At 61.1% G+C, this 22431-nt stretch carries 24 protein-coding genes; 5 read left to right on the top strand and 19 right to left on the bottom strand.

The genetic code is table 11. From position 1 onward, the window contains the following. Positions 1–47: 47 nt before the first annotated feature. On the bottom strand, positions 48–1397 hold the full coding sequence (locus tag NVV77_RS21320) for a M17 family metallopeptidase (protein WP_295416673.1): 1350 nt from the start codon (positions 1395–1397) through the stop codon (positions 48–50). Between the two features lie 149 nt (positions 1398–1546). On the opposite strand from NVV77_RS21320, the gene NVV77_RS21315 reads away from it, so the two are divergent. Next, positions 1547–2317: a tetratricopeptide repeat protein gene (locus tag NVV77_RS21315; protein WP_295416670.1), complete on the top strand. Its 771-nt coding sequence runs from the start codon at positions 1547–1549 to the stop codon at positions 2315–2317. Between the two features lies 1 nt (position 2318). Here the strand turns inward: NVV77_RS21315 and NVV77_RS21310 are convergent, their stop codons facing one another. The 10 genes from NVV77_RS21310 to NVV77_RS21265 all read right to left on the bottom strand — a co-directional run bounded on the left by NVV77_RS21310 (position 2319) and on the right by NVV77_RS21265 (position 11014). Further along, entirely contained in the window at positions 2319–2495 is a 177-nt protein-coding gene (locus NVV77_RS21310) for a hypothetical protein (RefSeq protein WP_295416668.1), read from the bottom strand. A 66-nt stretch (positions 2496–2561) separates the two neighbouring features. After that, the gene (locus NVV77_RS21305) at positions 2562–3557 is read right to left on the bottom strand and encodes a type II secretion system F family protein (protein ID WP_295416666.1); all 996 of its coding nucleotides are present in this window, start codon (positions 3555–3557) and stop codon (positions 2562–2564) included. A gap of 18 nt (positions 3558–3575) precedes the next feature. Beyond that, positions 3576–4553 carry a type II secretion system F family protein gene (locus NVV77_RS21300; protein WP_295416662.1) on the bottom strand — a complete coding sequence of 326 codons (978 nt, stop codon included), beginning with the start codon at positions 4551–4553 and terminating at the stop codon, positions 3576–3578. A gap of 2 nt (positions 4554–4555) precedes the next feature. Then, positions 4556–6055, bottom strand: a complete 1500-nt coding sequence (locus NVV77_RS21295) for a CpaF family protein (RefSeq protein ID WP_295416660.1) — start codon at positions 6053–6055, stop codon at positions 4556–4558. 41 nt (positions 6056–6096) lie between these two features. Beyond that, on the bottom strand, positions 6097–7374 hold the full coding sequence (locus NVV77_RS21290) for an AAA family ATPase (protein WP_295416657.1): 1278 nt from the start codon (positions 7372–7374) through the stop codon (positions 6097–6099). A gap of 27 nt (positions 7375–7401) precedes the next feature. After that, on the bottom strand, positions 7402–8814 hold the full coding sequence (locus NVV77_RS21285; RefSeq protein ID WP_295416655.1) for a type II and III secretion system protein family protein: 1413 nt from the start codon (positions 8812–8814) through the stop codon (positions 7402–7404). A 13-nt stretch (positions 8815–8827) separates the two neighbouring features. Further along, positions 8828–9766 carry a Flp pilus assembly protein CpaB gene (cpaB, locus tag NVV77_RS21280; protein ID WP_295416652.1) on the bottom strand — a complete coding sequence of 313 codons (939 nt, stop codon included), beginning with the start codon at positions 9764–9766 and terminating at the stop codon, positions 8828–8830. A gap of 197 nt (positions 9767–9963) precedes the next feature. Then, complete coding sequence (locus NVV77_RS21275; protein WP_295416649.1) at positions 9964–10467, bottom strand: prepilin peptidase; 504 nt, start codon at positions 10465–10467, stop codon at positions 9964–9966. Between the two features lie 4 nt (positions 10468–10471). Then, on the bottom strand, positions 10472–10684 hold the full coding sequence (locus NVV77_RS21270; RefSeq protein WP_295416910.1) for a Flp family type IVb pilin: 213 nt from the start codon (positions 10682–10684) through the stop codon (positions 10472–10474). 120 nt (positions 10685–10804) lie between these two features. Beyond that, a complete protein-coding gene (locus NVV77_RS21265) occupies positions 10805–11014 on the bottom strand; it encodes a Flp family type IVb pilin (RefSeq protein ID WP_295416647.1) in 210 nt (69 codons plus the stop codon). A gap of 344 nt (positions 11015–11358) precedes the next feature. Between NVV77_RS21265 and NVV77_RS21260 the strand changes: the two genes are divergently transcribed. The 4 genes from NVV77_RS21260 to NVV77_RS21245 all read left to right on the top strand — a co-directional run bounded on the left by NVV77_RS21260 (position 11359) and on the right by NVV77_RS21245 (position 13728). After that, positions 11359–11802 (top strand): pilus assembly protein N-terminal domain-containing protein, encoded by a 444-nt coding sequence (locus tag NVV77_RS21260; RefSeq protein ID WP_295416646.1) that lies wholly within the window; start codon positions 11359–11361, stop codon positions 11800–11802. A 174-nt stretch (positions 11803–11976) separates the two neighbouring features. Then, positions 11977–12453 carry a TadE/TadG family type IV pilus assembly protein gene (locus NVV77_RS21255; RefSeq protein WP_295416643.1) on the top strand — a complete coding sequence of 159 codons (477 nt, stop codon included), beginning with the start codon at positions 11977–11979 and terminating at the stop codon, positions 12451–12453. A 44-nt stretch (positions 12454–12497) separates the two neighbouring features. After that, positions 12498–13031 carry a TadE/TadG family type IV pilus assembly protein gene (locus NVV77_RS21250; protein WP_295416640.1) on the top strand — a complete coding sequence of 178 codons (534 nt, stop codon included), beginning with the start codon at positions 12498–12500 and terminating at the stop codon, positions 13029–13031. A gap of 76 nt (positions 13032–13107) precedes the next feature. After that, positions 13108–13728, top strand: a complete 621-nt coding sequence (locus NVV77_RS21245; RefSeq protein WP_295416638.1) for an HAD family phosphatase — start codon at positions 13108–13110, stop codon at positions 13726–13728. 51 nt (positions 13729–13779) lie between these two features. On the opposite strand, the gene NVV77_RS21240 is transcribed toward NVV77_RS21245, so the two are convergent. From NVV77_RS21240 to NVV77_RS21205, 8 genes are all read right to left on the bottom strand, one after another. Further along, the gene (locus tag NVV77_RS21240) at positions 13780–14175 is read right to left on the bottom strand and encodes a VOC family protein (RefSeq protein ID WP_295416635.1); all 396 of its coding nucleotides are present in this window, start codon (positions 14173–14175) and stop codon (positions 13780–13782) included. Positions 14176–14242: 67 nt separating this feature from the next. Next, positions 14243–14875: a uracil phosphoribosyltransferase gene (gene upp, locus NVV77_RS21235; RefSeq protein WP_295416907.1), complete on the bottom strand. Its 633-nt coding sequence runs from the start codon at positions 14873–14875 to the stop codon at positions 14243–14245. 83 nt (positions 14876–14958) lie between these two features. Beyond that, positions 14959–16176, bottom strand: a complete 1218-nt coding sequence (locus NVV77_RS21230) for a phosphopentomutase (protein WP_295416632.1) — start codon at positions 16174–16176, stop codon at positions 14959–14961. Positions 16177–16180: 4 nt separating this feature from the next. Continuing rightward, positions 16181–17503: a thymidine phosphorylase gene (gene deoA, locus NVV77_RS21225; protein WP_295416629.1), complete on the bottom strand. Its 1323-nt coding sequence runs from the start codon at positions 17501–17503 to the stop codon at positions 16181–16183. 152 nt (positions 17504–17655) lie between these two features. Next, entirely contained in the window at positions 17656–20022 is a 2367-nt protein-coding gene (locus tag NVV77_RS21220) for an aldehyde dehydrogenase family protein (RefSeq protein ID WP_295416626.1), read from the bottom strand. 110 nt (positions 20023–20132) lie between these two features. Next, positions 20133–21125, bottom strand: a complete 993-nt coding sequence (deoC, locus tag NVV77_RS21215) for a deoxyribose-phosphate aldolase (protein ID WP_295416624.1) — start codon at positions 21123–21125, stop codon at positions 20133–20135. After that, positions 21122–21916, bottom strand: coding sequence for a purine-nucleoside phosphorylase (locus NVV77_RS21210; protein ID WP_295416622.1), 795 nt, complete (start codon positions 21914–21916; stop codon positions 21122–21124). Before NVV77_RS21210 ends, deoC begins: the two co-directional genes overlap by 4 nt. Continuing rightward, on the bottom strand, positions 21913–22317 hold the full coding sequence (locus NVV77_RS21205) for a cytidine deaminase (protein WP_295416904.1): 405 nt from the start codon (positions 22315–22317) through the stop codon (positions 21913–21915). Before NVV77_RS21205 ends, NVV77_RS21210 begins: the two co-directional genes overlap by 4 nt. Positions 22318–22431: the final 114 nt, after the last annotated feature.

Below are 22431 nucleotides of genomic sequence, written 5' to 3'. Positions count from 1 at the left end.
TGCTTGATTTAATCAAGCATTCAGTTGTCAAAGTCAACTATCTCAAACTAGGCGTCGAAACGCTTGCGGATAACCGAGAAAAGAGCGCGAATGCCCTGATCGGTGGCGCCGACCGGACGGCCCGGACGCGCCTCCGGAGCCCAGGCAAGTATGTCGAGATGCACCCAGGCTTTGGCCTTGCTGACGAAGCGACGCAGGAAGAGGGCGGCGATGACGGAGCCGGCATAGCCGCCCGCGCCGGTATTGTTCATGTCGGCGATTTTTGAAGACAGCTGCCCGTCATAGGGGGACCAGAGGGGCATATGCCAGAAGGGATCTTCCACCGAGAGACCGGCGGCGGTGATTTCGGCGGCCAAGGCATCATCAGTCGAATAAAGCGGCGGCAGTTCGGGGCCCAGCGCCACACGTGCGGCACCGGTCAACGTTGCCATGTCGACGATAAGTTCGGGGCTTTCCTCGTCGGCCAGCGCCAGGGCATCGGCGAGGATCAGGCGGCCTTCGGCATCGGTATTGCCGATCTCGACGGTGAGACCGCGGCGCGAATGGAGCACGTCGCCGGGCCGGAAAGCATTGCCGGAAATGGCGTTTTCGACGACGGGCAGCAGAACGCGCAGGCGCACGGGCAGTTTTGCGGAGACGATAGCGTGAGCAAGCCCCAGGATATTGGCGGCGCCGCCCATATCCTTCTTCATCATCAGCATGCCAGCGGCGGTCTTGATGTCGAGGCCGCCGGTATCGAAGGTGACGCCCTTGCCCACCAAGGTCACCTTGGGATGGTTTTCATCGCCCCAGCTGAGGTCGAGGAGACGCGGCGGCTGCGCGCTGGCGCGACCGACGGCGTGGATCATCGGAAAATTTTCGGCAAGGAGAGCGTCGCCGACGATGGCCTTGAACGTCATGCCGCGCTCTGAGGCGAAACGTTCGACTTCCTTATGCAGGTTGTCGGGGCCGAGATCGCTCGACGGCGTATTGACGAGGTCGCGCGCCAGCGTGGCGGCGGCGACGTGCCGATCAACTTCTGCGGCATCGGCCCCCTCTGGCAGGACGAGCGTCGGCACTGCCTTGACTTCGCGGTAGCGATCAAAGCGATAGGCACCGAGGCGGAAGGCGATAGCGGCGAGGGTTGGGTCACCGAGGTCGCCTTCGAGACGATACTCGGCTGCAGGCAGTGCCGTGGCGGCGAGCCCGGCGACAAATGCCGGACGGCCCTCTGCGGCACCGACGCCGAAGAGATAGCCCGCAAGACCATCGGCTTCGCCAGGCAGGGCCAGCAGCTTGCCCCGCTGACCGGAAAAGCCATTGGCTTCAGCCCAACCGCGCTGGCGCGCGGTCAGGTGACCACCATCGAGCCCTCCCTCACCGACGAAAATGACGGGGATCGGGGATGGGGTGGTCATGAGGCGGCTCCAGCTTGGCTTTGCCTCATAACTAGACCTCTGGCCGTGCTTCGGCAATCGACCAAAATCCCGACTTTAACCGGCTGTTAGGGTTAATGATTTATTGCTGAAGGCAATGAGGGGCATCTGTCCCAGGCAGGAGTTTAGCCTTGTTGCGTGTCGTTTCCATGAGCCGATCCCTGCGCTGCCTGCTTCTGGCCGGCGCGGCGGTGCTCAGCCTTTCGGCCTGCGCTTCCAATCGCGGGCAGCTTGGGGCGACCGACTATGCCGCTCTTCCCAATGAACAGCGCCAGCAGACGCTTGCGGAACTGACCGGCCGGTACAAGGCCAATCCGCGCGACCGCAATGTGGTCATTCACTATGCCGCGGCCCTAAGAGCCGCTGGCCAGCCGCAGCAGGCCGCCGCAGCACTGGAGCAGGCGATGGGCGCCTATCCCAATGATGTCGAGCTATCGGTCGCCTATGCCAAGGCGCTTGCCTCGATGGGCAGTTTCGAACAGTCGATCGCCGTGCTCGACCGCGCTATCCGCCCCGATGCGCCCGACTGGAATGCGCTTCTCGTCAAGGGCGCCTCACTCGACCAGATGGGACGGCACGGCGAGGCGCGCGTACTCTATGGCCAGGCGGCGACCATCGCGCCCGGAGAAGCAGCGATCGAGACCAATCTTGGTCTCTCCTATGCAATGACCAATGAGCTGCCCCTGGCCGAGCAGCACTTGCGGCGCGCCGTACAGATGCGCGGCGCATCGTCCCAGACCCGACAGAACCTGGCGCTCGTCGTGGGCCTTCAGGGACGCTTTGACGAATCCCGCGCGATCTATGCGGCGGAACTGCCGCCCGAGCAGGCCGAGGCCAACATGGCCTATGTGCGCGCCTTGCTCACGCAGCAGAACCGCTGGGACATGATCGACAAGGGCTGACCTACCAACTGGGATCGTCGAGATCGCCGGGTTCAGGCGGCAGCTGATGATGGAACGTCCAGATTGCGGCGCCTAGACCCACAAAATTGCTCAGGACGAAGATAGCCTCGATGCCCCATGCCGGCAGCGCGAAGCCGATGCCGCGTTCGAGCCAGACGCTGCCCGGAAGCAAGACCACAAGCAGTCCCCCCGTGGTGAATAGCCAGGCCCCGTAAGGCTTGCGCCACGGATACTTTGCCCACACCTAGCCGCCGCCCATCATACCGTTGCTCATCACCTTGAGGATGGCGGGCGCCATGATGACGATGAACAGCACCGGCAGGAAGAACAGGATCAGCGGCACAGTCAGCTTGGGCGGCAGGGCGGCAGCTTTCTTTTCCGCTTCCATCATGCGCGCCTCGCGGCCTTCCTCGGCCATGACGCGCAACGCCTGACCGACGGAGGTGCCGTAGCGATCGGCCTGGATCAGGGCCGTCATCACCGCCTTGACGTTGTCGAGGCCAGTGCGGCGACCGAGATTTTCGTAGGCACGGGTGCGGTCTTCGAGGAAAGACAATTCCGCCGTCGTCAGCGTCAGCTCTTCTGCCAGTTCCGCACTTTGCTGGCCGATCTCTTTGCCGACACGCTTGAGGGCGTGTTCCATGGACATGCCCGATTCCACGCAGAGCAGCAGCAGATCAAGGCAATCGGACCAAGAGCGGCGAATGGATGCCTGACGCTTCTGCGTCGCGTTCCTGAGCATCAGGACCGGGAAGTAGGACCCGATGAGCCCGGCGCCGAGGGCGTAGACGAGATTGAGAAAGACCGGACGATCGCCCGGAATGAGGAAAACCAAATAGACCGCGGCGATGGCAAAGACGACGAAAGGTGTCGCGAAGCGCTGGAACAGGAATGTGGTCAAATGCCCCTGGCCGCGATAGCCGGCCATGGCCAGCTTTTCGACGGTGGTATCGTCCTGAAAGGCCTTCTTGAGATCGAAGCGGTCGACCGCCCGCTTCATATAGGTCTTGGTTTCCGTGCCGCGGCGGATCGAACTGCGCCCGTCGGTGGGGGCGCCACCGCGCAGACGCGACATTTCCTCGGCCCGCATGCGATCGCGCTCGACCGCGACCCGCTTGATGCGGACGCGCATGTCCTGCTTGACGATCATCGAAGAGCCGAAGGTGAAGACCACGGCTGCCGCAGAAATCGCCGCCAGGAGCGCGATGAGAAATTCGCGCGACGTGAGCATCTCGACCATGTGAAAGGCTCCCCCTGGTTAGATTTCGAACTGAATCATGCGGTTCATGACGAAGGCGCCCATGCACATCATCAGGGCAGCGACACCGAGCCAGATATTGCCGATGGGCGTCGAGATCAGCGGCGAGAGATATTCGGGCGAGATCACCGACACCATGATGGAGACGAAAACAGGCAGAGAGCCGATGATGCCGGCGGAGGCCTTGGCTTCCGAGGACATGGCGGCGACCTTCTGTTTCATCTTCTTGCGGTTGCGCAACACGCGAGCGAGATTGCCGAGGGCCTCGGAAAGATTGCCACCCGCCTGCTGCTGCACGGAAATGACCACGACGAAGAAATTGACTTCGGGTAGCGGCACACGATCGAGCAGAATCTGTACGGACTCGGTCATGGAAAAGCCGAAGGACTGCTGATCGAGCACGCGTCCGAATTCGGATTTCACCGGTTCCTTGGTGTCCTTGGCAACGACACGCATGGAATCGTTGAGCGGCAGGCCGGTCTTGACGCCGCGCACGATGGCTTCGACGGCATTGGGCAGCTCGTCGAGGAACTGGTTCTGGTATTTCTTGCGCCGCCGTTTGACGTAAAAGCGCGGCAGCAGATAGGCGCCGGCCACAGCGAAGATGGCGGCAAAATAGTAGGGCACCTGGGTGATGAGCAGGACCACGAAGAGGCCGGCACCGAAAATGCAGCTATTGCGGATGAAGGCGCCGGGCGAAATCGTCATGCCCGCCTGAAAGATGAGGTCCGGCAGGGTCACGCGCTTTTTGGCGTTGAGCTCGTCGGTCTGGGCCTTGAGCGCCTGCTGAACGGTCTTGCGGCGCGCGTCGCGCGTCCGGTTGACATCGAGTTCCCGACGGGTCGTGCGTATGTCGCCCTGATAGGCCTTGAGGCGCTTATCGGCGCGGCTATTGCCCAGGGCCGAGGGGACCAGAGCAAAGCCAGCGGCTCCAACGGCGATGATAGCCAGAACTGCGAGCAGGATGGCGATGAGCATGCCTAGCGCCCCATCAGCTCGTGCTGTTCGGTATTGGCCTTTTCCAACGCTTCGACCAGGTTGGCCTCTTCGTTGAAATAGCGCGCCCGTTCGGTGAAATTGGGCTTGGTGATGCCGGTCGAGCGGTGCTTGCCGAGCAGCATGCCATTGGCATCTTCGCCCATGATGTCATAGACGAAGACATCTTGGGTGACGATGACATCGCCTTCCATGCCCAACACTTCAGAAATGTGGGTGATGCGACGCGAACCATCGCGCAAGCGCGCAGCTTGCACGATGACGTCGATGGAAGAGACGATCATTTCACGAATGGTGCGGCTCGGCAGGGAATAGCCGCCCATGGTGATCATGGATTCAAGGCGGGACAGAGCTTCGCGCGGGCTGTTGGCATGCAGCGTACCCATGGAGCCGTCGTGGCCCGTGTTCATCGCCTGGAGAAGGTCGAAACTCTCCGGGCCGCGGACTTCGCCGACGATGATGCGCTCGGGACGCATACGCAGACAGTTCTTGATGAGATCGCGCATGGTGATCTCGCCTTCGCCTTCAAGGTTCGGCGGGCGAGTTTCAAGACGCACCACATGAGGCTGCTGAAGCTGAAGTTCGGCGGAGTCTTCGCAGGTGATGACGCGCTCGTCCTTCTCGATGAAGGCGGTGAGGCAGTTGAGCAGTGTCGTCTTGCCCGAGCCGGTACCGCCCGAGATCAGCACATTGGCGCGGACGCGGCCGAGAATGCGCAGCACTTCGGCGCCTTCGGGCGAAATGGAGCCGTATTTGACCAGCTGCGCGAGGGTCAGCTTGTCCTTCTTGAACTTACGGATGGTGAGCGCAGCGCCATCGATGGCGAGCGGCGGGGCGATGACGTTGACGCGCGAACCGTCGGGAAGGCGGGCGTCGCAGATGGGCGAGCCTTCATCGACGCGGCGGCCGACCTGGGACACGATGCGCTGGCAGACATTCATCAGGTGCGCATCGTCGCGGAAGCGCACATTGGTCAGGCGCACCTTGCCGCCGACTTCGATGTAGCACTTCTGCGAACCGTTCACCATGATATCGGCGATGTCGTCGCGGGCCAGAAGCGGCTCGAGCGGGCCATATCCGAGGACGTCATTGCAGATGTCCTCGAGCAGGTCTTCCTGCTCGGAAATCGACATGACGATCGATTTGAGCGCGATGATTTCCCCGACGATGTCGCGGATTTCCTCGCGCGCCGACTGCTGCTCCATCGTCGCCAACTGGCTGAGATCGATGGAGTCGATCAGGGCGTTGAAAATGGCCGACTTGGTCTGGAAATATTCCTTGTCGCGCTGCGCATCGACGGGATTGCGCACATCGAGCACTTCGTCGGTGGTGCGCTGGCGCGCGGCCATACCGTCACCGTCGGAGGCCCGACGCTGAGTCGGTTGCACTTGTGCAGGCTCGGGCCGGGCCGGGCTCGGAATCGGTCGCGCGACTTCGCCCACGCCTGGCGTATTGCCGCCGAATGTCGTCCGCTTACCAAACATGCTCGCCTCGTTCGTCTTCCTTGCTTGCCTCTAGAAGCGGATCACGCCCGCTTCTTGAGGAAGGACGGCAGTTTCATCAGCCCCGCCGACTTGCCTGCGCCATGCGCCGGTTGGCGCCCGGTCACCTGCATGCCGATATTGCGGTAGACCTCGTTGACCTTGTTGTTGGCCGAAACCTCCGCAACCATCTGCCCGTTATTCGCTGCCGTACCGAAGAGCGCGGCGTCAAAGCCGATCTGGCCGATGAGATTGCACTCCACCGACGAAGCGAATTCGGCCGCGCCGATTTCGGGTCGCCGGGCAATGCCCTGCCGATTGATCACGAGGCTCGGAGCCTTCTCTGTCGGGCGCAGAGCCTTGATCGTGTCCGACAGGTTCTTGGCGTTGCGCAGATTGGCGAGATCGGGCTCGGCCACGATCACCACCTCATCGATGGTCGAAAGCGTGTGCCGCACCCAGGCATTCCAGGCATGCGGAATGTCGAGGATGATCACCGGCACTGACTTCTGGCAGATCTCGACGATCTGCTCGAATTCGCGCTCTTCAAAATCCCAGGTCCGATCCAGCATGGCCGGAGCCGTGAGGAGATTGATGTGATTGGCCGCCTTGCTCATCAGGCGATCAAGCATGGTCTGGTCGACCTTCTGATTAGCCAGAAGCGCGTCGGCCACGCCGTGCGGCGGGTCCTGATTGAAATTGAGACCAGCCGTGCCAAAGGCGAGGTCCATATCGATGATCAGGCAGTCCTGGCGCAGAACCGTGGCGATGGCCCAGGCGACATTGTGAGCGACCGTCGAGCCCCCTGCCCCGCCCTTGGCGGAAACAAAACCGATGGTCCGGCCGATGGGCGCCGCACCCTCGCCGGCAAAAAGCTCGGTAATGGCGGTGACGATGATCTGCGCCGTGGACGGCAGCACGATATATTCGGAAATGCCCGAGCGGATCAGCTCGCGATAGAGCAGCACGTCATTGACGTGACCGAGCACGATGACGCGCGTCGTCGCGTCGCAAACTTCGGCGAGACGCTGCAGCGCTCCCGGGATTTCCTCGGGCGGCAGCGCAGTCTCGACGATGATGAGGTTGGGCGTTGGATTGGTCTTGTAGGTTTCGACCGCGCCATCAATGCCGCCATTATGCGTTGTCAGCGCCACCTTGGACATGCGGCGATCATGGACCGCGCTTTCGACAAGTTGTGCGGTCTGGGAATGCTCGCAAAAGGCCTGGATGGTGACGCGTGGCACGAGGCGCGCGCCGGGCGCGATCTCCGCCGCCGGTTCTTCCTGCTTTGCCGGTTCATCCGAGGTCAGGAAACTCTTCATTGCACTACTCCTTGCACCATCGAACGCTCAGTCGAGCACGAAGCCGACAGACCCGCTAAACCCACCACGCATGCCGCCGCTGCCGGCCACGCCATATTGGTTTTCGAGCTTGCCGAGGAAGATCGCTTCTGCATCGCTCGCCGGGGTCGAATAATCGGTCGGCACGGCGATGCTGCCGGCGGGGACGGGATTGACGAGATAGGGCGTGACGAGAATGACCAGTTCGGTCTCTTCGGTCTGGAAGTCGCGTGACCGGAAGAGAGCGCCAAGGATCGGGATATCGCCGAGCCCGGGGAACTGGTTGATCTTCTGGGACGACCGCTCCTCAAGAAGCCCGCCAATAGCCAACGTCATGCCGCTCGGCACCTCAATGGAAGTATTGGCCTGTCGCTTCGTGATCGACATATCTGCCTGAGGCTCAGAAACGGACGTATCCACCTTGAGAGTGATGTTCCCATTAGATCGTACGGTCGGGGTGAAAGATAACTCCACGCCATAGGGCTTAAAGATGGTGGTCGGTCTGCGCGTACCATCACCGTCAACTTCGTAGGTTTGATAGGGCAATTCGCCACCGGCCAAGAACTTCGCTGACTCTCCCGAAAGTGCAGTCAAGTTGGGCTGAGCCAAGACACGCAGCGCCCCTCGTCCCTCCAGGGCGCTTATCGCGCTGGAGATGCTATTCCCATTGACCGCAAAGGAGGCTTTCACGCTTTCGGTAGGCATATTGCTTGTCGGAAGCGCGCTGGCGAATTGCAGAACATTCGCGACACCGACATTGAATACTGCGCCGAAATTGATGCCGAACTGCTTGGCCACATTGCGCTTCACTTCCGAGACGGTGACCTGCAGCATGACCTGCTGGGCGCCCGCCACGTCGATAATGTTGGCGACGTTTTCGGGAGAACCGGCAAATTGGACAGCGACCTGCTCGGCCCGCTGCTTATCGTCTGTGGAAAGCACCGTTCCGGTGAGCACGACGCGATTGGTACTATCGCCGAGGGTGACCGATTCAACCAGAATCCTAGAGCCCGGAATGACGCGCGCCAGCGCCTCTTCAAGCGCATTGCCGACCTGAGAGGGCTCCTGAATGACGCGCAGGTCAAGCACCTGGATGGTGCGACCGGCGTCGTCGATGAAGAAGATATTGGTATTGCCGCCGCCGATGCCCTGCACGATGGCACGAGTGCGAGTGCGCATGATGGCCGCGGCGACGCTGGGCTGGGAAACCACGACTTCGGCCACCCCAGCGGGCAAGTCGATGATGATCGACTTGTTGAGCTCGATATCGAGATTGCGCTGGGCGCCATAGGCGGTCGAGGCCACCGTGATCTGTGACTGGGCATGGGCTGGCAGGGCCAAACCGAGTGTAGACAACGATAGCGTGCCAGCAAGGGCCAGCAAGCGGAGAGGGTGAAGTGCGGTCTGCATCATTGTTGTCATTCTGCTCTCCCGCCTATTGCGGCATCAGCTGCGGTTCGACCGCTTCGACCTGAATTTCAGTTTCGTCTTCGGAGTAGCCCTCGTCGGAGGCAAACTCCCCGACCGGCGAGAACTCGGTGCCGGGTGCAGCCTGGGCCACCGCGCCGGCCATGACGCTTTGCTCCTTGCCGAAGCGAATGACGCGAACGGCCTGACTAGTGCTGGCGGGACGCTGCGCATCTGCGCCCTTGCCGAAATCGGTGATGGAACGAAGCGTCAGGCTCAGCTGACCGCGCATCGAAGCGTTGATCAGCGTTTCTGCCTGTCCCGGCGTTAGTTCGAGCGTTGCCACGGTGCTCTTGTCGAAGGTTTCCGGTGTCGGGCTATCGTTTTCTGCCTTTTCGTCGCCGCCGCTGACGCCCATTTCGCCAAGGCGCTTGCCGATCGCCAGCACGCGCACATTGGACAACACCACTTCGGACTGCTGGCCCGTTGGGGTCGAGGTGGTCAAGAGCACGTCGACGTGATCATTCGGCACGACGAAGCCGCCGGCACTCGACACGGCGTTGACCCCAACAGCCACACCACGCATGCCGGAGGCCAGCACGGCGGAGAGATAGCCTTGGTCGGATCGCACCAGCTTTTGTTCGCGGATCGGTTCGCCGGGGAAAAACTCGAAGCGGGCAACGGCGCCGGTGAGTTCGGCAGGCGCGTCGGGCATGGCCGCGACGGTGACATATTCCGGGCGCACGGCGCCTTCGGGCCAATCCTGCCATTCCAACGTATCGGGCTTGAGCCGCTCGCCCATGCCGATCGGTGCCTTGGCGACCAGAACCTGCGTCTTCTGCTCTTGCACGACCTGCGTAACGACTTCCGTGGATGGCGCTGGCGCCCGCGTGCGCACAACCAGAAACGCGGCAAGTCCGCCTGCGACCAGGGCCACTACCACCAGGATTATGCGTGCTGGTCTCATGACCCACTCCGGTTACACCGGGCGCTCGCGCCCAATTCCACGGGTGAACTATGAAAGCAAAGGGTCAAGGTTTGGTTAATCGAGCGCTAAGGCTTGCGGTTAACAGATTATGAATACTTGCGATTTGCGGATGCGACGACAAAAAAGAAGGCTCCGGCGACCAACACAGGAGCCTCGATATTTCGCCGAAAGACGGATCAGGCCGCGAGGCGCTCGAAAATGGCGGAGTTCGAATAGACCGTGATGCCAGCGACGGCCAGGGCAATACCATAGGGAATGCCGGACCTCTTGTTGTGCAGCCGCGCAACCCAGCCGAAGCGGGCAAGAGCGGGATTGAGCGGGATACCGCGCACAACCAGGATCAGGATGGTCAGCACGCCGCCGAAGAGAGCCGCATAGGCGAGGTAAGGCAATGTCATCCCAAAGCCCAGCCAAAGCGTCGTCGCCGCAGCGAGCTTGGCGTCGCCGCCGCCGATGAGGCGCAGCGCAAAGAGGCCGAAGGCGACTGCCAGCACGATGAGCGCGCAGAGCACATGCATGGCAAATTGCTGCAACGGCAGATTGATCGCTATGGCGACAATGAAGAAGCCGACCGTGAGGAGCAGGACCAACTTGTTGGAAATGCGCATAGTGAAGAGATCAGACGACGCTGCGATCGCCATCGCAACGGGGAAGAAGAAAAGGGCAATAGTGCTCATCATTGGGTCACTCTTCGTCCGGCATCGGGGAGCCTTCGAGGGCGGGCTGGATATACCTCTGAATTTCCTCGTAAATACCGGTCATGCTTCCATTAAGAGCACCTATTGCCCCGATAATCACGATGGAAAGCAGAGAACCGATTAGGGCGTACTCGATTGCAGTTGCCCCACCTTCGTCAGCGGCGAAGCGCTTCAACTTTGTCAGCGCAATTTTCATCATGGCCACCCAGGCTATCCGGGCCAAATATTAGGGGGCAATTGTTAAGCAATAGAAAAAAGAAGGCCCCCAATGGAGGCCTTCCCGATCAGATCACGATAACACTGCTATGCAGCGAGGCGCTTAGCCGCCAGCAGGGGGGGCCTGATTGGCAGCGGCACAAGCTTCCGCGTCACCCAAACATGTACTGATGTCGTTGAACACGCTGGTGAGCGAGCCGCCCAGCGCGGCGACGGCACCGATGATCACAACAGAGATAAGAGCGGCGATGAGGCCGTATTCGATTGCAGTGGCGCCGGATTCGTCCTGCGCGAAACGTGCGAAAATGTTCATGTCCCAGGCTCCTTTTTTACACGTCCTCGAGTGACGCCTCACGGCCAGTCACACAGCGAAGATGGGTTCAGACTAGCCAGCACTGATTGCGAATACGTTAATCGAAGTATTTCCAACCATGCGATTTCTTCTAAAAAAATCTATGCTTTTCAACGAATTAACGAGATCGATTGCATTCGACAGAACGCATTCACTCCACACCTCGCACGGCGTTGTTTTGAATTACCGTTCAACAACTTGAGTGCACTTTCCTCTATTCTTATCCACATCAAAACCCCCTCGTTTGCCAAGTGTTTACCATTCCGCGCGATCCTTGGATTCGAGTTTCCGTGCGGGTGGGTCCAATGTTTCGCCTTTCTTTCCTTACAGGCCTTGGCCTCGTCCTTCTCGGCGCCGCCACGGCAGTGGCCCAGGACAGTGCCCCCATCGATGTGAAGGTGAACATGGCCCGCGTGCTGCGCATCAGCGCCCCCGCTGCCACTGTGATCGTCGGAAATCCGGGCATTGCCGATGTCACCATCCAGGACCCGCAGACCCTGATCCTGACCGGCAAGAGCTATGGCCAGACCAATCTCATCGTGCTCGACAGCCTTGGCGAACCCATTGCCGACACGCTTATCGAGGTCGTTCAGATGCAGGCTGGCGTAACGACGGTCTATCAGGGGCAAATGCGAACTACGCTTGCCTGCGCGCCCGTCTGTCAGCCGACCGTCATGATGGGCGATGACAATGGCTTCACCAGCCAGGCGCTGGCGTCGTCGCAACTGGTTCAGTCGGCCACCAATTAGAGCAAGGTTTGCTTAACCAGCCGCTGCATTTGTATCGGCATACTAACGAAGCCTTAGCGTTGAAACGTCAAGTTCCCAGGCCATAAGGAAGGCAACCAGCTTTCCCCGGACAGGAACGAGGCATGTCACGCTGGCGGCTCAAATCCCCTGGCGCGCGATACGCGCGGGGCGACGATGATCGAATTTGCCATTCTGGCGCCGATCTTCTTCGCCATTCTGACGGCCATCCTCGAAACCTCCCTGCAGTTTTTTGCCGCCCAGGTGATGGAAAGCAGCGTCTATGACGCCAGCCGCAGCATTCGCGTCGGTCAGGCCCAGCAGGATCGCTGGACAGTTGACACTTACAAGAAAACCGTTTGCGACCGGCTTTATGGCCTGTTCGGCGATTGTGCCGACATGCATGTCACCGTGCGACAGATCGACGATTTCCAATCGGCTGACTATTCCATCCCGCTCGACCTTACCTGCGAAAAAGATTGCGACTGGACGGATCCGGAAGTCTGGACCCCCGGCGGGTCATCAAGTGTGGTCCTCGTGCAGGTTCACTACCGCTACCCTTCCCTCCTGCAGTTCCCCTACTCTCCCAACAGGCTTCCGGATGGACGGGCGCTCCTGAGCGCTGCCACCGTTTTCCGAAACGAGCCCTTTTGATGCGCCCGGCTGGAAAAGGTTTCCTCGACACACTGCGAGCATTTTTGCGACGGGAGACTGGCGTAGCGGCAGTCGAATTCGCACTGGTCGTGCCACTCATGCTCAGCGTCTATCTCGGCTGTACGGAGGCGGCCGCCCTGCTGACCGCCGATCGCAAGGTGCAATCTGTAGCTGGTGCACTGGGCGACCTCGTCGCCCGCGCCAACAAGACACTTCCTCGGGCCCAGTTGGACGACTATTTCGATGCTGCGGCCAGCATCATGGCGCCCTATGACGTGTCAAAGCTCGTTCAAACGGTAACGGCCGTTTCCGTTTCCGATCAAGGTGAAGCCACGATTGCCTGGTCGGCCCACTTCGAAAACAACGTGCTGTCGATCGAGGTGCCCGACGCTTCCGAAGACGCGCCGTATGCCCTGCCTGAGGAAATGATCGCCATCGCCACTGGTCAGACCGTGATCGCCGCGGAAACGCGCTATAGCTACCGCCCTCTCCTGGGCGTAGTCTTCAAGAACGAGCTCGACCTGCATCGCTCGGCGCTGTTCATGCCGCGCTTTGGCGGCACCATTACGGTGAACTAGCGCCCCCCACCAAAGCTTGCCGCCCTGCCACGGCCGTGCCACAAGCGAAGCTCCTTTCTCCGACCCCATCACGAGCATGAACGACACCATCATCCCTGTCTTCGACCTGGGCGGCGTTTTCGTCGACTGGAACCCGATGTACCTGTTCCGCAAGCTCTTCGAGAGTGAAGAGGACGCGCTCTGGTTCCACCAGAACATTTGCACCGGCGACTGGAACCTCGAATTCGACGCCGGCGAAATCTATGCCGAGGGCGTTGCCAAGCTGATTACGCGCTTCCCGAAGTACTGGCGCGAAATCCAGGCTTTTGATCTGCGCTGGAAGGAAACGCTCGGCGATTTCATCCACGGTACGGTGGACATCCACAACGAGCTGATCGAGCAGGATATTCCGACCTTTGCCATCACCAACTTCTCCTGGGAGAAGTGGGTGAGCTGCCTCGGCGAATGGCCCTTCCTCGAAAAGTTCGACGGCGTCATCGTTTCGGGCCTTGAGGGCCTGGTAAAGCCCGATCCGCGCATCTATCGCGTCTTCTGCGAACGCTACGGCTTTGCGCCCGATAGCTGTGTCTTCATCGATGACAACGAGCCCAATATCGTCGCCGCCCGCAAGTTCGGCATGCATGGCATCCATTTCAAGGAGCCGGCACAGTTGCGCGCCGAACTGATTGCCCTCGGCCTGCCGCTCAAGGCAAAATGAAAAAAGAACCCCGGAGCGATCCGGGGTTTTTCATTTGGGACTGCGGAACGGCTACTGGAAGCGGCCGCCCTTCTGGATGACTTCAATCTTGTAGCCGTCTGGGTCCGTGGCAAAGAAGAAGCGCGCCACCGGCACATTGCCGTTCTTGAAATCCACGATCTTGCCGACGGCGAAACCCTCGGCGGTGAAGCGGTCATACTCGGCCTGGAGGTTGTCGACGACAACCGCGAGGTGCCCATAGCCATCGCCGAGATTGTAGGGCTCGGTGCGGCCATGATTGATGGTCAGTTCAAGCTCGAAGCCATCGAGTTCTTGGGCCAGGTAGACTAGGGTGAAGTCGGCAAATTCGATGCGATTGACGATTTCGAGCCCGAAGGTGCGGCGATAGAAGTCAACGGAGCGGTCTTCATCGATGACGCGGATCATCGAATGGGCGAGCTTGGCCATATTTTGATCTCTTGGTTTGGGCTGGGCGAGCAACGAGAGAGCCCCGCGCCTTTCGCGCGCGGGACTGCTACTTGGTGCCGTACATGCGATCGCCGGCATCGCCAAGACCGGGAATGATGTAGCCCTTCTCGTTGAGATGGCTGTCGATCGATGCGGTGTAGATGGGCACATCGGGATGCGCGGCCGAGAAGTTCTTGATGCCTTCGGGCGCCGCCAGGAGGCACAGGAAGCGGATATTGTTGGCGCCGCGCTCCTTGAGCTTTTCCATTGCGGCGGTTGCAGAATTGCCCGTCGCCAGCATGGGGTCGACCACGATGATCAGGCGGTCTTCGAGATTGGACGGCGCCTTGAAATAGTATTCGACCGGCTCAAGCGTCTCGTGGTCGCGATAGATGCCGATATGGGCGACGCGCGCGGCTGGGACGAGGTCGAGCATGCCATCGAGGAGACCATTGCCGGCGCGCAGGATCGAGGCGAAGACCAGCTTCTTGCCCTTGATCGCCGGCGAGTCCATCGCCGACATCGGCGTCTCGATCGGGATCATTTCCAGTTCCAGATCGCGCGTGACTTCGTAGCACATCAGGTGAGCGATTTCGCGCAGGAGCCGCCGGAAGCCGGCGATGGAGGTCTCCTTGTTGCGCATGATCGTCAGCTTGTGCTGGATCAGCGGGTGATCGATGACCGTGACATTGCCAACCATCTTGCTCATATCGATCACCTTTGTTTTTTCGCCGCGTTTCCGAACCGCAAAACCGGCTGCCACTTTTTGCTGGAAACGCTCAATTACAGGAAAGATTTGCCGTGGCGGCCGGGCGCGAGGCCGAGCCAAGCGGCTATGCTTTCGCCAATATCTGCGAAGGTTGGGCGAATGCCAATCTCCCCCTTGGGCAGGGCTGGGGAAAAGACCAGGATCGGCACCTGTTCGCGGGTATGATCGGTGCCCGGCCAGGTTGGATCATTGCCGTGATCGGCCGTCAGGATGAGCAGATCGTCATGGCGCATTTTTGCGATCAGTTCGGGCAGGCGCGAGTCGAAGAGTTCGAGCGCAGCGGCATAGCCGGGCACGTCGCGGCGATGGCCATATTCAGAGTCGAAATCGACGAAATTGGTCATGATGAAAGCGCGGTCCGCAGCCATTTCCATGGCTTCGAGCGTCTTGTCGAAGAGCTGCGGAATGCCGGTGCCTTTCAGCTTATGGGTTACGCCGGAGCCGGCATAGATGTCCGAGATTTTGCCGATCGCGTAGACCTGATTTCCAGCCGCTTCGTTGCGATCGAGCAGGGTCGGTTCGGGTGGCGAGATCGCGAAATCGCGGCGATTGCCAGTGCGCTTGAAGGTTTCGGCGGTTTCACCAATGAAGGGGCGGGCAATGACGCGACCGATATTGAGCGGCGCGGTCAGTTCGAAGGCGATCTTGCAGATCTCGTAGAGCCGCTCGAGCCCGAAATGGCTTTCGTGCGCAGCGATCTGGAAGACAGAGTCGATGGATGTGTAGCAAATCGGCTTGCCAGTGCGGATGTGCTCTTCGCCCAGCTCGGCGATAACAGTCGTGCCAGAGGCGTGCTTGTCGCCCAAAATGCCCGGCAGATTGGCGCGGCGGATGAACTCTTCGATGAGCTCGGGCGGAAAGGTTGGCTCCGTCTGCGGAAAGTAGCCCCAGTCGAAGGGGACGGGAACACCGGCAATTTCCCAGTGACCCGAAGGCGTGTCCTTGCCCTTGGAAACCTCGCGACCGACACCGAAACGGCCGCCCTTGGGCGTGTCGGAAAGGCCGGGTGGCAGAACGCCGGTCGATAGTTTGATGGCAGCCCCAAGGCCCATCGCATCCATATTCGGAACATGGAGCGGACCGGAGCGCAGGCCTGGGCGATCAGCCTTTCCCGCCGCCGCCCATTCGGCGATGTGGCCGGCAGTGTTGGAGCCGACATCGCCATAGGCGGCAGCATCGGGCGCACCGCCGATACCGACGCTGTCGAGAAGGCAGACAATGGCGCGGGGCATAGATTTACTCCGTTGGGGCGATGCGGTCAGCGATGAGCGGGAATTCTGGCGTGGCCGCACCAAAGCGATAGACGGCACGTAGACGCGCTTCCGCATCGATTGCCGAAGCCTCGTCGCGCGCGTGGATGCGGGCGATGGGTGTCTGGCTGTCTACCTTGGCGCCGAGGCCGAGGAGGCGATCGAAACCGACACGATGATCGATCCTGTCGGTTGGTGTCGTGCGGCCGCCGCCAAGGGCCACAACCGCCATGCCGACGCCGCGCGTGTTGATTTCGGCCACAGTCCCCTGCCCTTCGGCAAAGACATCACGGATGATCGGGGCCGGGGTGAGATAACCATCCATGCGCTCGGCGAAGTCGAAGGGTCCACCGAGGACTGTTACCATTTTGGAGAACTGTTCGAGCGCCTGGCCGCTATCGAGTGCTTGCTCGACCTTGGACCGCGCCGCGCCAATGTCTTGGGCGGCGCCCGTCATCAGGACGACCTCGGCGCAGAGGGCCAGGGTAACTTCCTTGAGGCGGATGTCCTGATGCGCGCCGGTGAGAAAATCGACTGCGTTGCGGATTTCGAGGCCATTGCCCGCGGCGCTGGCAAGCGGCTCGTTCATGTCGGTGATCAGGGCGCCGGTTTTGAGGCCTGCGCCATTGGCGACGCTGACGAGGCTTTTGGCCAGATCGCGTGACGCCTCAAGCGTCGGCATGAAGGCGCCGGAACCGGTTTTCACGTCGAGGATCAGCGCGCCGAGGCCGGCAGCGAGCTTTTTCGAGAGGATCGAGGCGGTGATCAGCGAAATGGATTCGACCGTGCCCGTGACGTCGCGAATGGCGTAGAGCGTCTTGTCGGCTGGAGCGAGGTCGGCGGTCTGGCCGATAATGGCGCAGCCGGCCTCTCTTACCGCAGCGCGAAACAGAGCATTGTCCGGCTGGGTCTGGTAGCCGGGGATGGAATCGAACTTGTCGAGCGTGCCGCCCGTATGGCCGAGGCCACGGCCGGAAATCATCGGCACGTAAATGCCGAGGGCAGCGAGTATCGGCGCGAGCATTAGCGAGACATTGTCGCCGACGCCGCCGGTTGAGTGCTTGTCGGCCACCGGGCCATCGAGGTCGGACCAATCGAGCACGGTGCCGCTATCGCGCATGGCGAGGGTGAGCGCCACGCGCTCATCCATGCTCATGTCCTGAAAATAGACTGCCATGGCGAAGGCGGCGGCCTGCGCGTGAGACACGGTGCCTTCGGCGAAGCCGGCGATGAAGCGGGCGATATCTTCCTTGGGAAGCTTTTCGCCATTGCGCTTCCTGAGGATCACTTCCTGGGGGAGAAAGACCATTTTTCCGGCCCTTTGCGATTTGCGCGCTTGTTGCTCCACCCCTCCCCACCGCCTAACGCGGGACAGGTGTTGCTTCGAGTTTCAGCTCGATTTGTCTACGGGGCTCCGGCCGGCACGCTCGCTATCCGAGACGTGCCGGCCGATTGAACGGATTAGGCCCCGTAGGGAATCCAGACGTTCTTCACCTGCGTTGCCTTGCCGAGGAAATAGTCCCCGGCAAAACGTGGATCAGCGAGGTCATAGTAGAGACCGCGGCTGGTCCAGGTTTGCTTGAGATTGCCGACCGAGGCCTTTTCGACCATGGCGGAGCCGTCGGCGGGACCGGCGAACCAGAGGCCGTCGACGCCATCATGCTCGGCCAAAGTCTTGGCAAGACTGATGCTTTCGCCGGTGACGATGTTGACGACGCCCGAGGGCATGTCGGAGGTTTCGAGCACCTGGTAGAAGTCGGTCATCGAGAGCGGCGAGCGGTCGGAGGGGACCAGCACCACTGTATTGCCCATGGCGAGAGCCGGAGCGATGAGGGCCACGGAGCCGAGCAGCGGGCGCGAGGGGGGCGCGACGACACCGATCACACCAAGCGGTTCGACCATGGCGGCGGCGACGGCGCGCATGGGCGGATTGTGGACGGCGCCATCGTATTTGTCGGCCCAGCCGGCAAAGGCGAAGAGACGTTCGACGGATTGGTCGACTTCCTTGGTACCATCTTCGCCCGTTTGTGCCTTGATGCGCGCGGCGAACTCATCGCGACGGTAGTCCAGATTTTCGGCAAGGAAATAAAGCACTTGCGCGCGGGAGTGGGCCGCAGCCGTGCCCCAGCCGAGGGCTGCGCGGGCTGCTTCGACGGCGTTGCGGATATCCTTGCGATTGCCATCGCCGACTTCGCCGACAAGATCGCCCTTGGCGCCGTGGACCGGGCGATTGTAACCGCTATCCGGGCGTGCCTGCTTGCCGCCGATATACATCTTGGCCGTCTGGTCGAGATGGCCGGCGTCGAGCGGGTTCGCGGCTTTGGCCGGGACCGACTTGGCGGCGGGAGCGGGCTTTAAGTCCTTCTCCCACTTGGGTTTCAGGTAAGCCCCCATCCCTTCGCGGCCACCTTCGCGGCCGTAGCCGGATTCCTTGTAGCCACCGAAACCGACAGCGGCGTCGAACTGGTTGGTGCCGTTGATCCAGATGACGCCGGCTTTCAGTTTTGGTGCGATGTCGAGGGCGAGGTTGATGTTCTCGCTCCAGAGCGTCGCGGCGAGGCCGTAGCGGGTGTTGTTGGCGAGAGCCACCGCTTCCTCGGGCGTGCGGAAGCTCATGGCGACGAGGACCGGGCCAAAAATCTCTTCTGCCACAAGGGTGTTAGCGGGCGAGACATTGGTCACGAGGGCTGGCTTCAGGAAGCAGCCATTGGCAGGAACAGCGCCATCGGGCTCATAGACCACGGCGCCTTCGGCGACGCCCTTTTTCATCAGGTCGCGGATGCGCTCGACCTGGACCGGGGCGACCAGCGCGCCGATATCGACTGATTTATCAAGGGGATCGCCGACGCGGAGGTTGGCCATGCGCTTCTTCACCTTGGCGATGAAGCGCTCTTCGATCGATTCCTGAACGAGGAGGCGCGAGCCGGCGCAGCAGACCTGGCCTTGGTTGAACCAGATGGCTTCCACCAGGCCTTCAACGGCGCTGTCGAGATCGGCGTCCTCGAAGACGATATAGGGAGACTTGCCGCCCAGTTCGAGCGAGAGGCCCTTGCCCGATCCGGCGGTCGCAGCGCGGATGATCTTGCCGACTTCGGTCGAACCGGTGAAGGCGATTTTGTCGACGTCAGAATGGTTTACCAACGCCGCGCCGGTATCTCCTTCGCCTGTCACGATGTTGACGACGCCCTTGGGGAGACCGACGCGTTCGCAGATGTCAGCGAAAAGCAGCGCGGTGAGCGAGGTGAATTCGGCGGGTTTGAGGACGACCGTATTGCCGGCCGCGAGGGCCGGGGCGATCTTCCAGGCCAGCATCAGGAGCGGGAAATTCCAGGGGATGATCTGGCCGCAGACACCGTAGGGGGCGTGGTCGGGGAATTCGCGTTCGAGGTGCGTGGCCCAGCCGGCGTGGTGGTAAAAATGCCGTGCTACCAAGGGGATATCGGCATCGCGGCTTTCGCGGATGGGTTTGCCGTTGTCCATGGTTTCGAGCACGGCGAAAAGGCGGCTGTGCTTCTGGATCATCCGGGCGATGGAATAGAGAAATTTCCCACGCTCATAACCACTTAGCCCACTCCAGAGCGGGAAGGCAGCGCGGGCGGCTTTGACGGCCAAATCGACATCGGCAGAGGTGCCGTCGGTGATTTCGGCGAGTTTCTCGCCATTGGCCGGATTGGTCGAGGCAAAGGCCTTGCCGGGCTCGGTCCAAGTGCCGTTGATGAAGTGGCCGAACTTGCGATTTTTCCTGTCGAGCCAAGCATTTGCCTGGTCCGGCGTTTCGGGTGCGGGGCCGTATTCGAGGGTTTCGAAGATTTGCGCGATCTTGTTCATCTATAGCTCCCGTGCGGGTGGCTGGGCCGGGCCCTGCGAGCATAGCTCTCCGGGCGTTCTTCGTTCAAAACAGTCCACCGGACTGTTTTGTGGGCTATGCCCAACACTCATCACACCATCGGCTGACGGTAATCTGCAGCGTAGTGGCCGGTTAGCCCGTGCTCTAGCTGGCGCTCTATATCGGTTAGCAGACTGCTAGCACCGAAGCGGAAGAGATGAGGATTGAGGTAACGCGTACCCAGCTCCTCCTTCATCAGCGCCATATATTTTAGCGCATCACCCGCTGTGGCGATGCCGCCGGCAGGTTTGTAGCCGATTTCGATGCCGGTCTCTTCGCCGAACCAGCGGATCATGCGGATCATGGTCAGCGAGGTGACGAGATTGGCGTTGACCTTTTCCTTGCCGGTGGAGGTCTTGATGAAATCGGCACCGGCCAGCATGCAGACGAGCGAGGCCTTGGCGATGTTGGTCTGGGTGGCGAGTTCGCCGGTGCCGAGGATCGTCTTGATGTGGGCGTCGCCGCAGGCCTTACGGAAAGCGCGGACCTGATCGTAAAGCGCCTGCCAGTCGCCGCGCAGGACCATGCCGCGCTCGATGACGATGTCGATTTCCTTGGCGCCATCTTTTACCGAAGCTTCGATCTCAGCAATCTTGGTTTCGACGGGGGCGAGGCCGTGCGGGAAGGCGGTCGAAACGGCGGCGACGGGGATGCCGGTGCCTTCCAATGCATCAACGGCGGTTTTGACGAAGGTGTGGTAGACGCAGACGGCGCCGGGGAGGATGCGGAGGTCCTGCACGCCGAGCTTTTCGACGATGTCACTGCGCAGGGGATTGCGGGCCTTGGCGCAGAGGCGCTCGACGCGGCCGGCGGTGTCGTCGGCATTGAGTGTCGTCAGGTCGATCAGGGTGATGGCTTTGAGGAGCCAGGCGAGCTGGTAGTCCTTCTTGACCGTGCGGCGGGCGCCAATGGAGCCGGCGCGGCGCTCGAGGGCCGAGCGGTTCATGCGGACGCGTTCGACCCAATCGAGGTCGAGCGGATAGCCGGGATTGCGCTTGTGCGCGGGCTCGTGGCTCTGCGTGCTGTCGACGACTTTGAGACTCATAGCTCCTCCACCAGGGCGGGGATCAGCTTTTGCAGCTTTGCCGCCCCTTGCACCGCCATGGTTTTGGTATGTTCATGGCTGATGTTTTCGCTCGAAAGACCTGCGCCCATATTGGTGATGGACGAGCAGGCCCAGACTTTCATACCCAGGAAGCGACCAAGGATCACTTCCGGGACCGTTGACATGCCGACCGCGTTGGCACCGAGGCGGATGGCCATCTGGATTTCGGCCGGCGTTTCGAAACTCGGGCCCGAGTACCAGAAGTATACGCCTTCTCCGAGCGCAATGCCCAGACGCTCCGCCGCGGCTTTCGCCTTGGCACGGTAGTCGGGGTTGTAGCAGTCGACCATGTTGACAAAACGACGGTCGGTCGGCTCGCCAATCAGGGGATTGAGGCCGTTGTAATTGATGTGGTCGGAGATCAGCATCAGGTCGCCGGGGGCGAAGCGCTGGTCGAGCGAACCGGCCGAATTGGTCAGCAGCAGGGTTTGCGCGCCAAGCTCGGCCATGGTTTCGAGCGCCGGGCGCATGGCGGCGGGATTGCCATGCTCATAATAGTGCTCGCGGCCGGTGAGGATGGCGATGCGCTTGCCGCCCATGATGCCGAGGACGAGATCGCGGCCATGGCCGGAAACGCCCGCACCGGGAAAATCCTTCAGCTCGGAATAGGGAATGGTCACCCGGTCTTCGAGCGTATCGGCAATGGCTGAAAGGCCGGAGCCGAGGACCAGCGCGGCGGAGATGGGGTCTTTGCCGGCGATCTTCTGGATGGTTTTGGCGGCTTTGGTCATTTGCCTAAAAACTCCGGACCGAAACTGTGGGGCAGCAATTGCCCAAGTGTCTGCACCAGCGGTTCGCCATCGACGCCGTGGGAGATGACTTCCACATCGAGATCGGCAAATTCGCGGATGCGCTGGCGGCAGCCGCCGCAGGGGGTGACGGGAGAGAGGCCAGGACCGGTGACGTAGATGCGCTTGATGCGTTTGGCGCCGCCAGCGATCATCGCGGCGATGGCCGAGGTTTCGGCGCAATTGCCCTGCGGGTAGGCGGCGTTTTCGATATTGCAGCCGGAATAGATCTTGCCGTCATCGGCGAGAATGGCGGCGCCGACGTGGAAGTTGGAATAGGGCGCATAGGCTTTTGCGCGAATGGCTTCGGCGGCCGCGAACAGGGCCTCGTCGGTGTCTGTGATTGCCATAACTCTTACGTCCGATAGACCTTCATACAAAACCACCGGCCATCATCCCGGCGCAGGCCGGGATCCATCTTGAGATCTCAGGATGGGCCCCGGCCTTCGCCGGGGTGA

It is taken from the genome of Devosia sp., assembly GCF_024707125.1.
Lineage (GTDB): Bacteria > Pseudomonadota > Alphaproteobacteria > Rhizobiales > Devosiaceae > Devosia.
The sequence above is the reverse complement of the archived record's forward strand: the minus strand, read 5'-3'. Positions and strand labels throughout refer to the sequence as shown.

Bases quoted from the DNA above. Each gene is read 5' to 3' on its own strand.
- NVV77_RS21320 (WP_295416673.1), bottom strand. From the start codon at position 1,397: ATGACCACCCCATCCCCGATCCCCGTCATTTTCGTCGGTGAGGGAGGG.
- NVV77_RS21305 (WP_295416666.1), bottom strand. From the start codon at position 3,557: ATGGTCGAGATGCTCACGTCGCGCGAATTTCTCATCGCGCTCCTGGCG.
- NVV77_RS21300 (WP_295416662.1), bottom strand. From the start codon at position 4,553: ATGCTCATCGCCATCCTGCTCGCAGTTCTGGCTATCATCGCCGTTGGA.
- NVV77_RS21295 (WP_295416660.1), bottom strand. From the start codon at position 6,055: ATGTTTGGTAAGCGGACGACATTCGGCGGCAATACGCCAGGCGTGGGC.
- NVV77_RS21290 (WP_295416657.1), bottom strand. From the start codon at position 7,374: ATGAAGAGTTTCCTGACCTCGGATGAACCGGCAAAGCAGGAAGAACCG.
- NVV77_RS21285 (WP_295416655.1), bottom strand. From the start codon at position 8,814: ATGACAACAATGATGCAGACCGCACTTCACCCTCTCCGCTTGCTGGCC.
- cpaB (WP_295416652.1), bottom strand. From the start codon at position 9,766: ATGAGACCAGCACGCATAATCCTGGTGGTAGTGGCCCTGGTCGCAGGC.
- NVV77_RS21275 (WP_295416649.1), bottom strand. From the start codon at position 10,467: ATGATGAGCACTATTGCCCTTTTCTTCTTCCCCGTTGCGATGGCGATC.
- NVV77_RS21270 (WP_295416910.1), bottom strand. From the start codon at position 10,684: ATGATGAAAATTGCGCTGACAAAGTTGAAGCGCTTCGCCGCTGACGAA.
- NVV77_RS21265 (WP_295416647.1), bottom strand. From the start codon at position 11,014: ATGAACATTTTCGCACGTTTCGCGCAGGACGAATCCGGCGCCACTGCA.
- NVV77_RS21260 (WP_295416646.1), top strand. From the start codon at position 11,359: ATGTTTCGCCTTTCTTTCCTTACAGGCCTTGGCCTCGTCCTTCTCGGC.
- NVV77_RS21255 (WP_295416643.1), top strand. From the start codon at position 11,977: ATGATCGAATTTGCCATTCTGGCGCCGATCTTCTTCGCCATTCTGACG.
- NVV77_RS21245 (WP_295416638.1), top strand. From the start codon at position 13,108: ATGAACGACACCATCATCCCTGTCTTCGACCTGGGCGGCGTTTTCGTC.
- NVV77_RS21240 (WP_295416635.1), bottom strand. From the start codon at position 14,175: ATGGCCAAGCTCGCCCATTCGATGATCCGCGTCATCGATGAAGACCGC.
- upp (WP_295416907.1), bottom strand. From the start codon at position 14,875: ATGGTTGGCAATGTCACGGTCATCGATCACCCGCTGATCCAGCACAAG.
- NVV77_RS21230 (WP_295416632.1), bottom strand. From the start codon at position 16,176: ATGCCCCGCGCCATTGTCTGCCTTCTCGACAGCGTCGGTATCGGCGGT.
- deoA (WP_295416629.1), bottom strand. From the start codon at position 17,503: ATGGTCTTTCTCCCCCAGGAAGTGATCCTCAGGAAGCGCAATGGCGAA.
- NVV77_RS21220 (WP_295416626.1), bottom strand. From the start codon at position 20,022: ATGAACAAGATCGCGCAAATCTTCGAAACCCTCGAATACGGCCCCGCA.
- deoC (WP_295416624.1), bottom strand. From the start codon at position 21,125: ATGAGTCTCAAAGTCGTCGACAGCACGCAGAGCCACGAGCCCGCGCAC.
- NVV77_RS21210 (WP_295416622.1), bottom strand. From the start codon at position 21,916: ATGACCAAAGCCGCCAAAACCATCCAGAAGATCGCCGGCAAAGACCCC.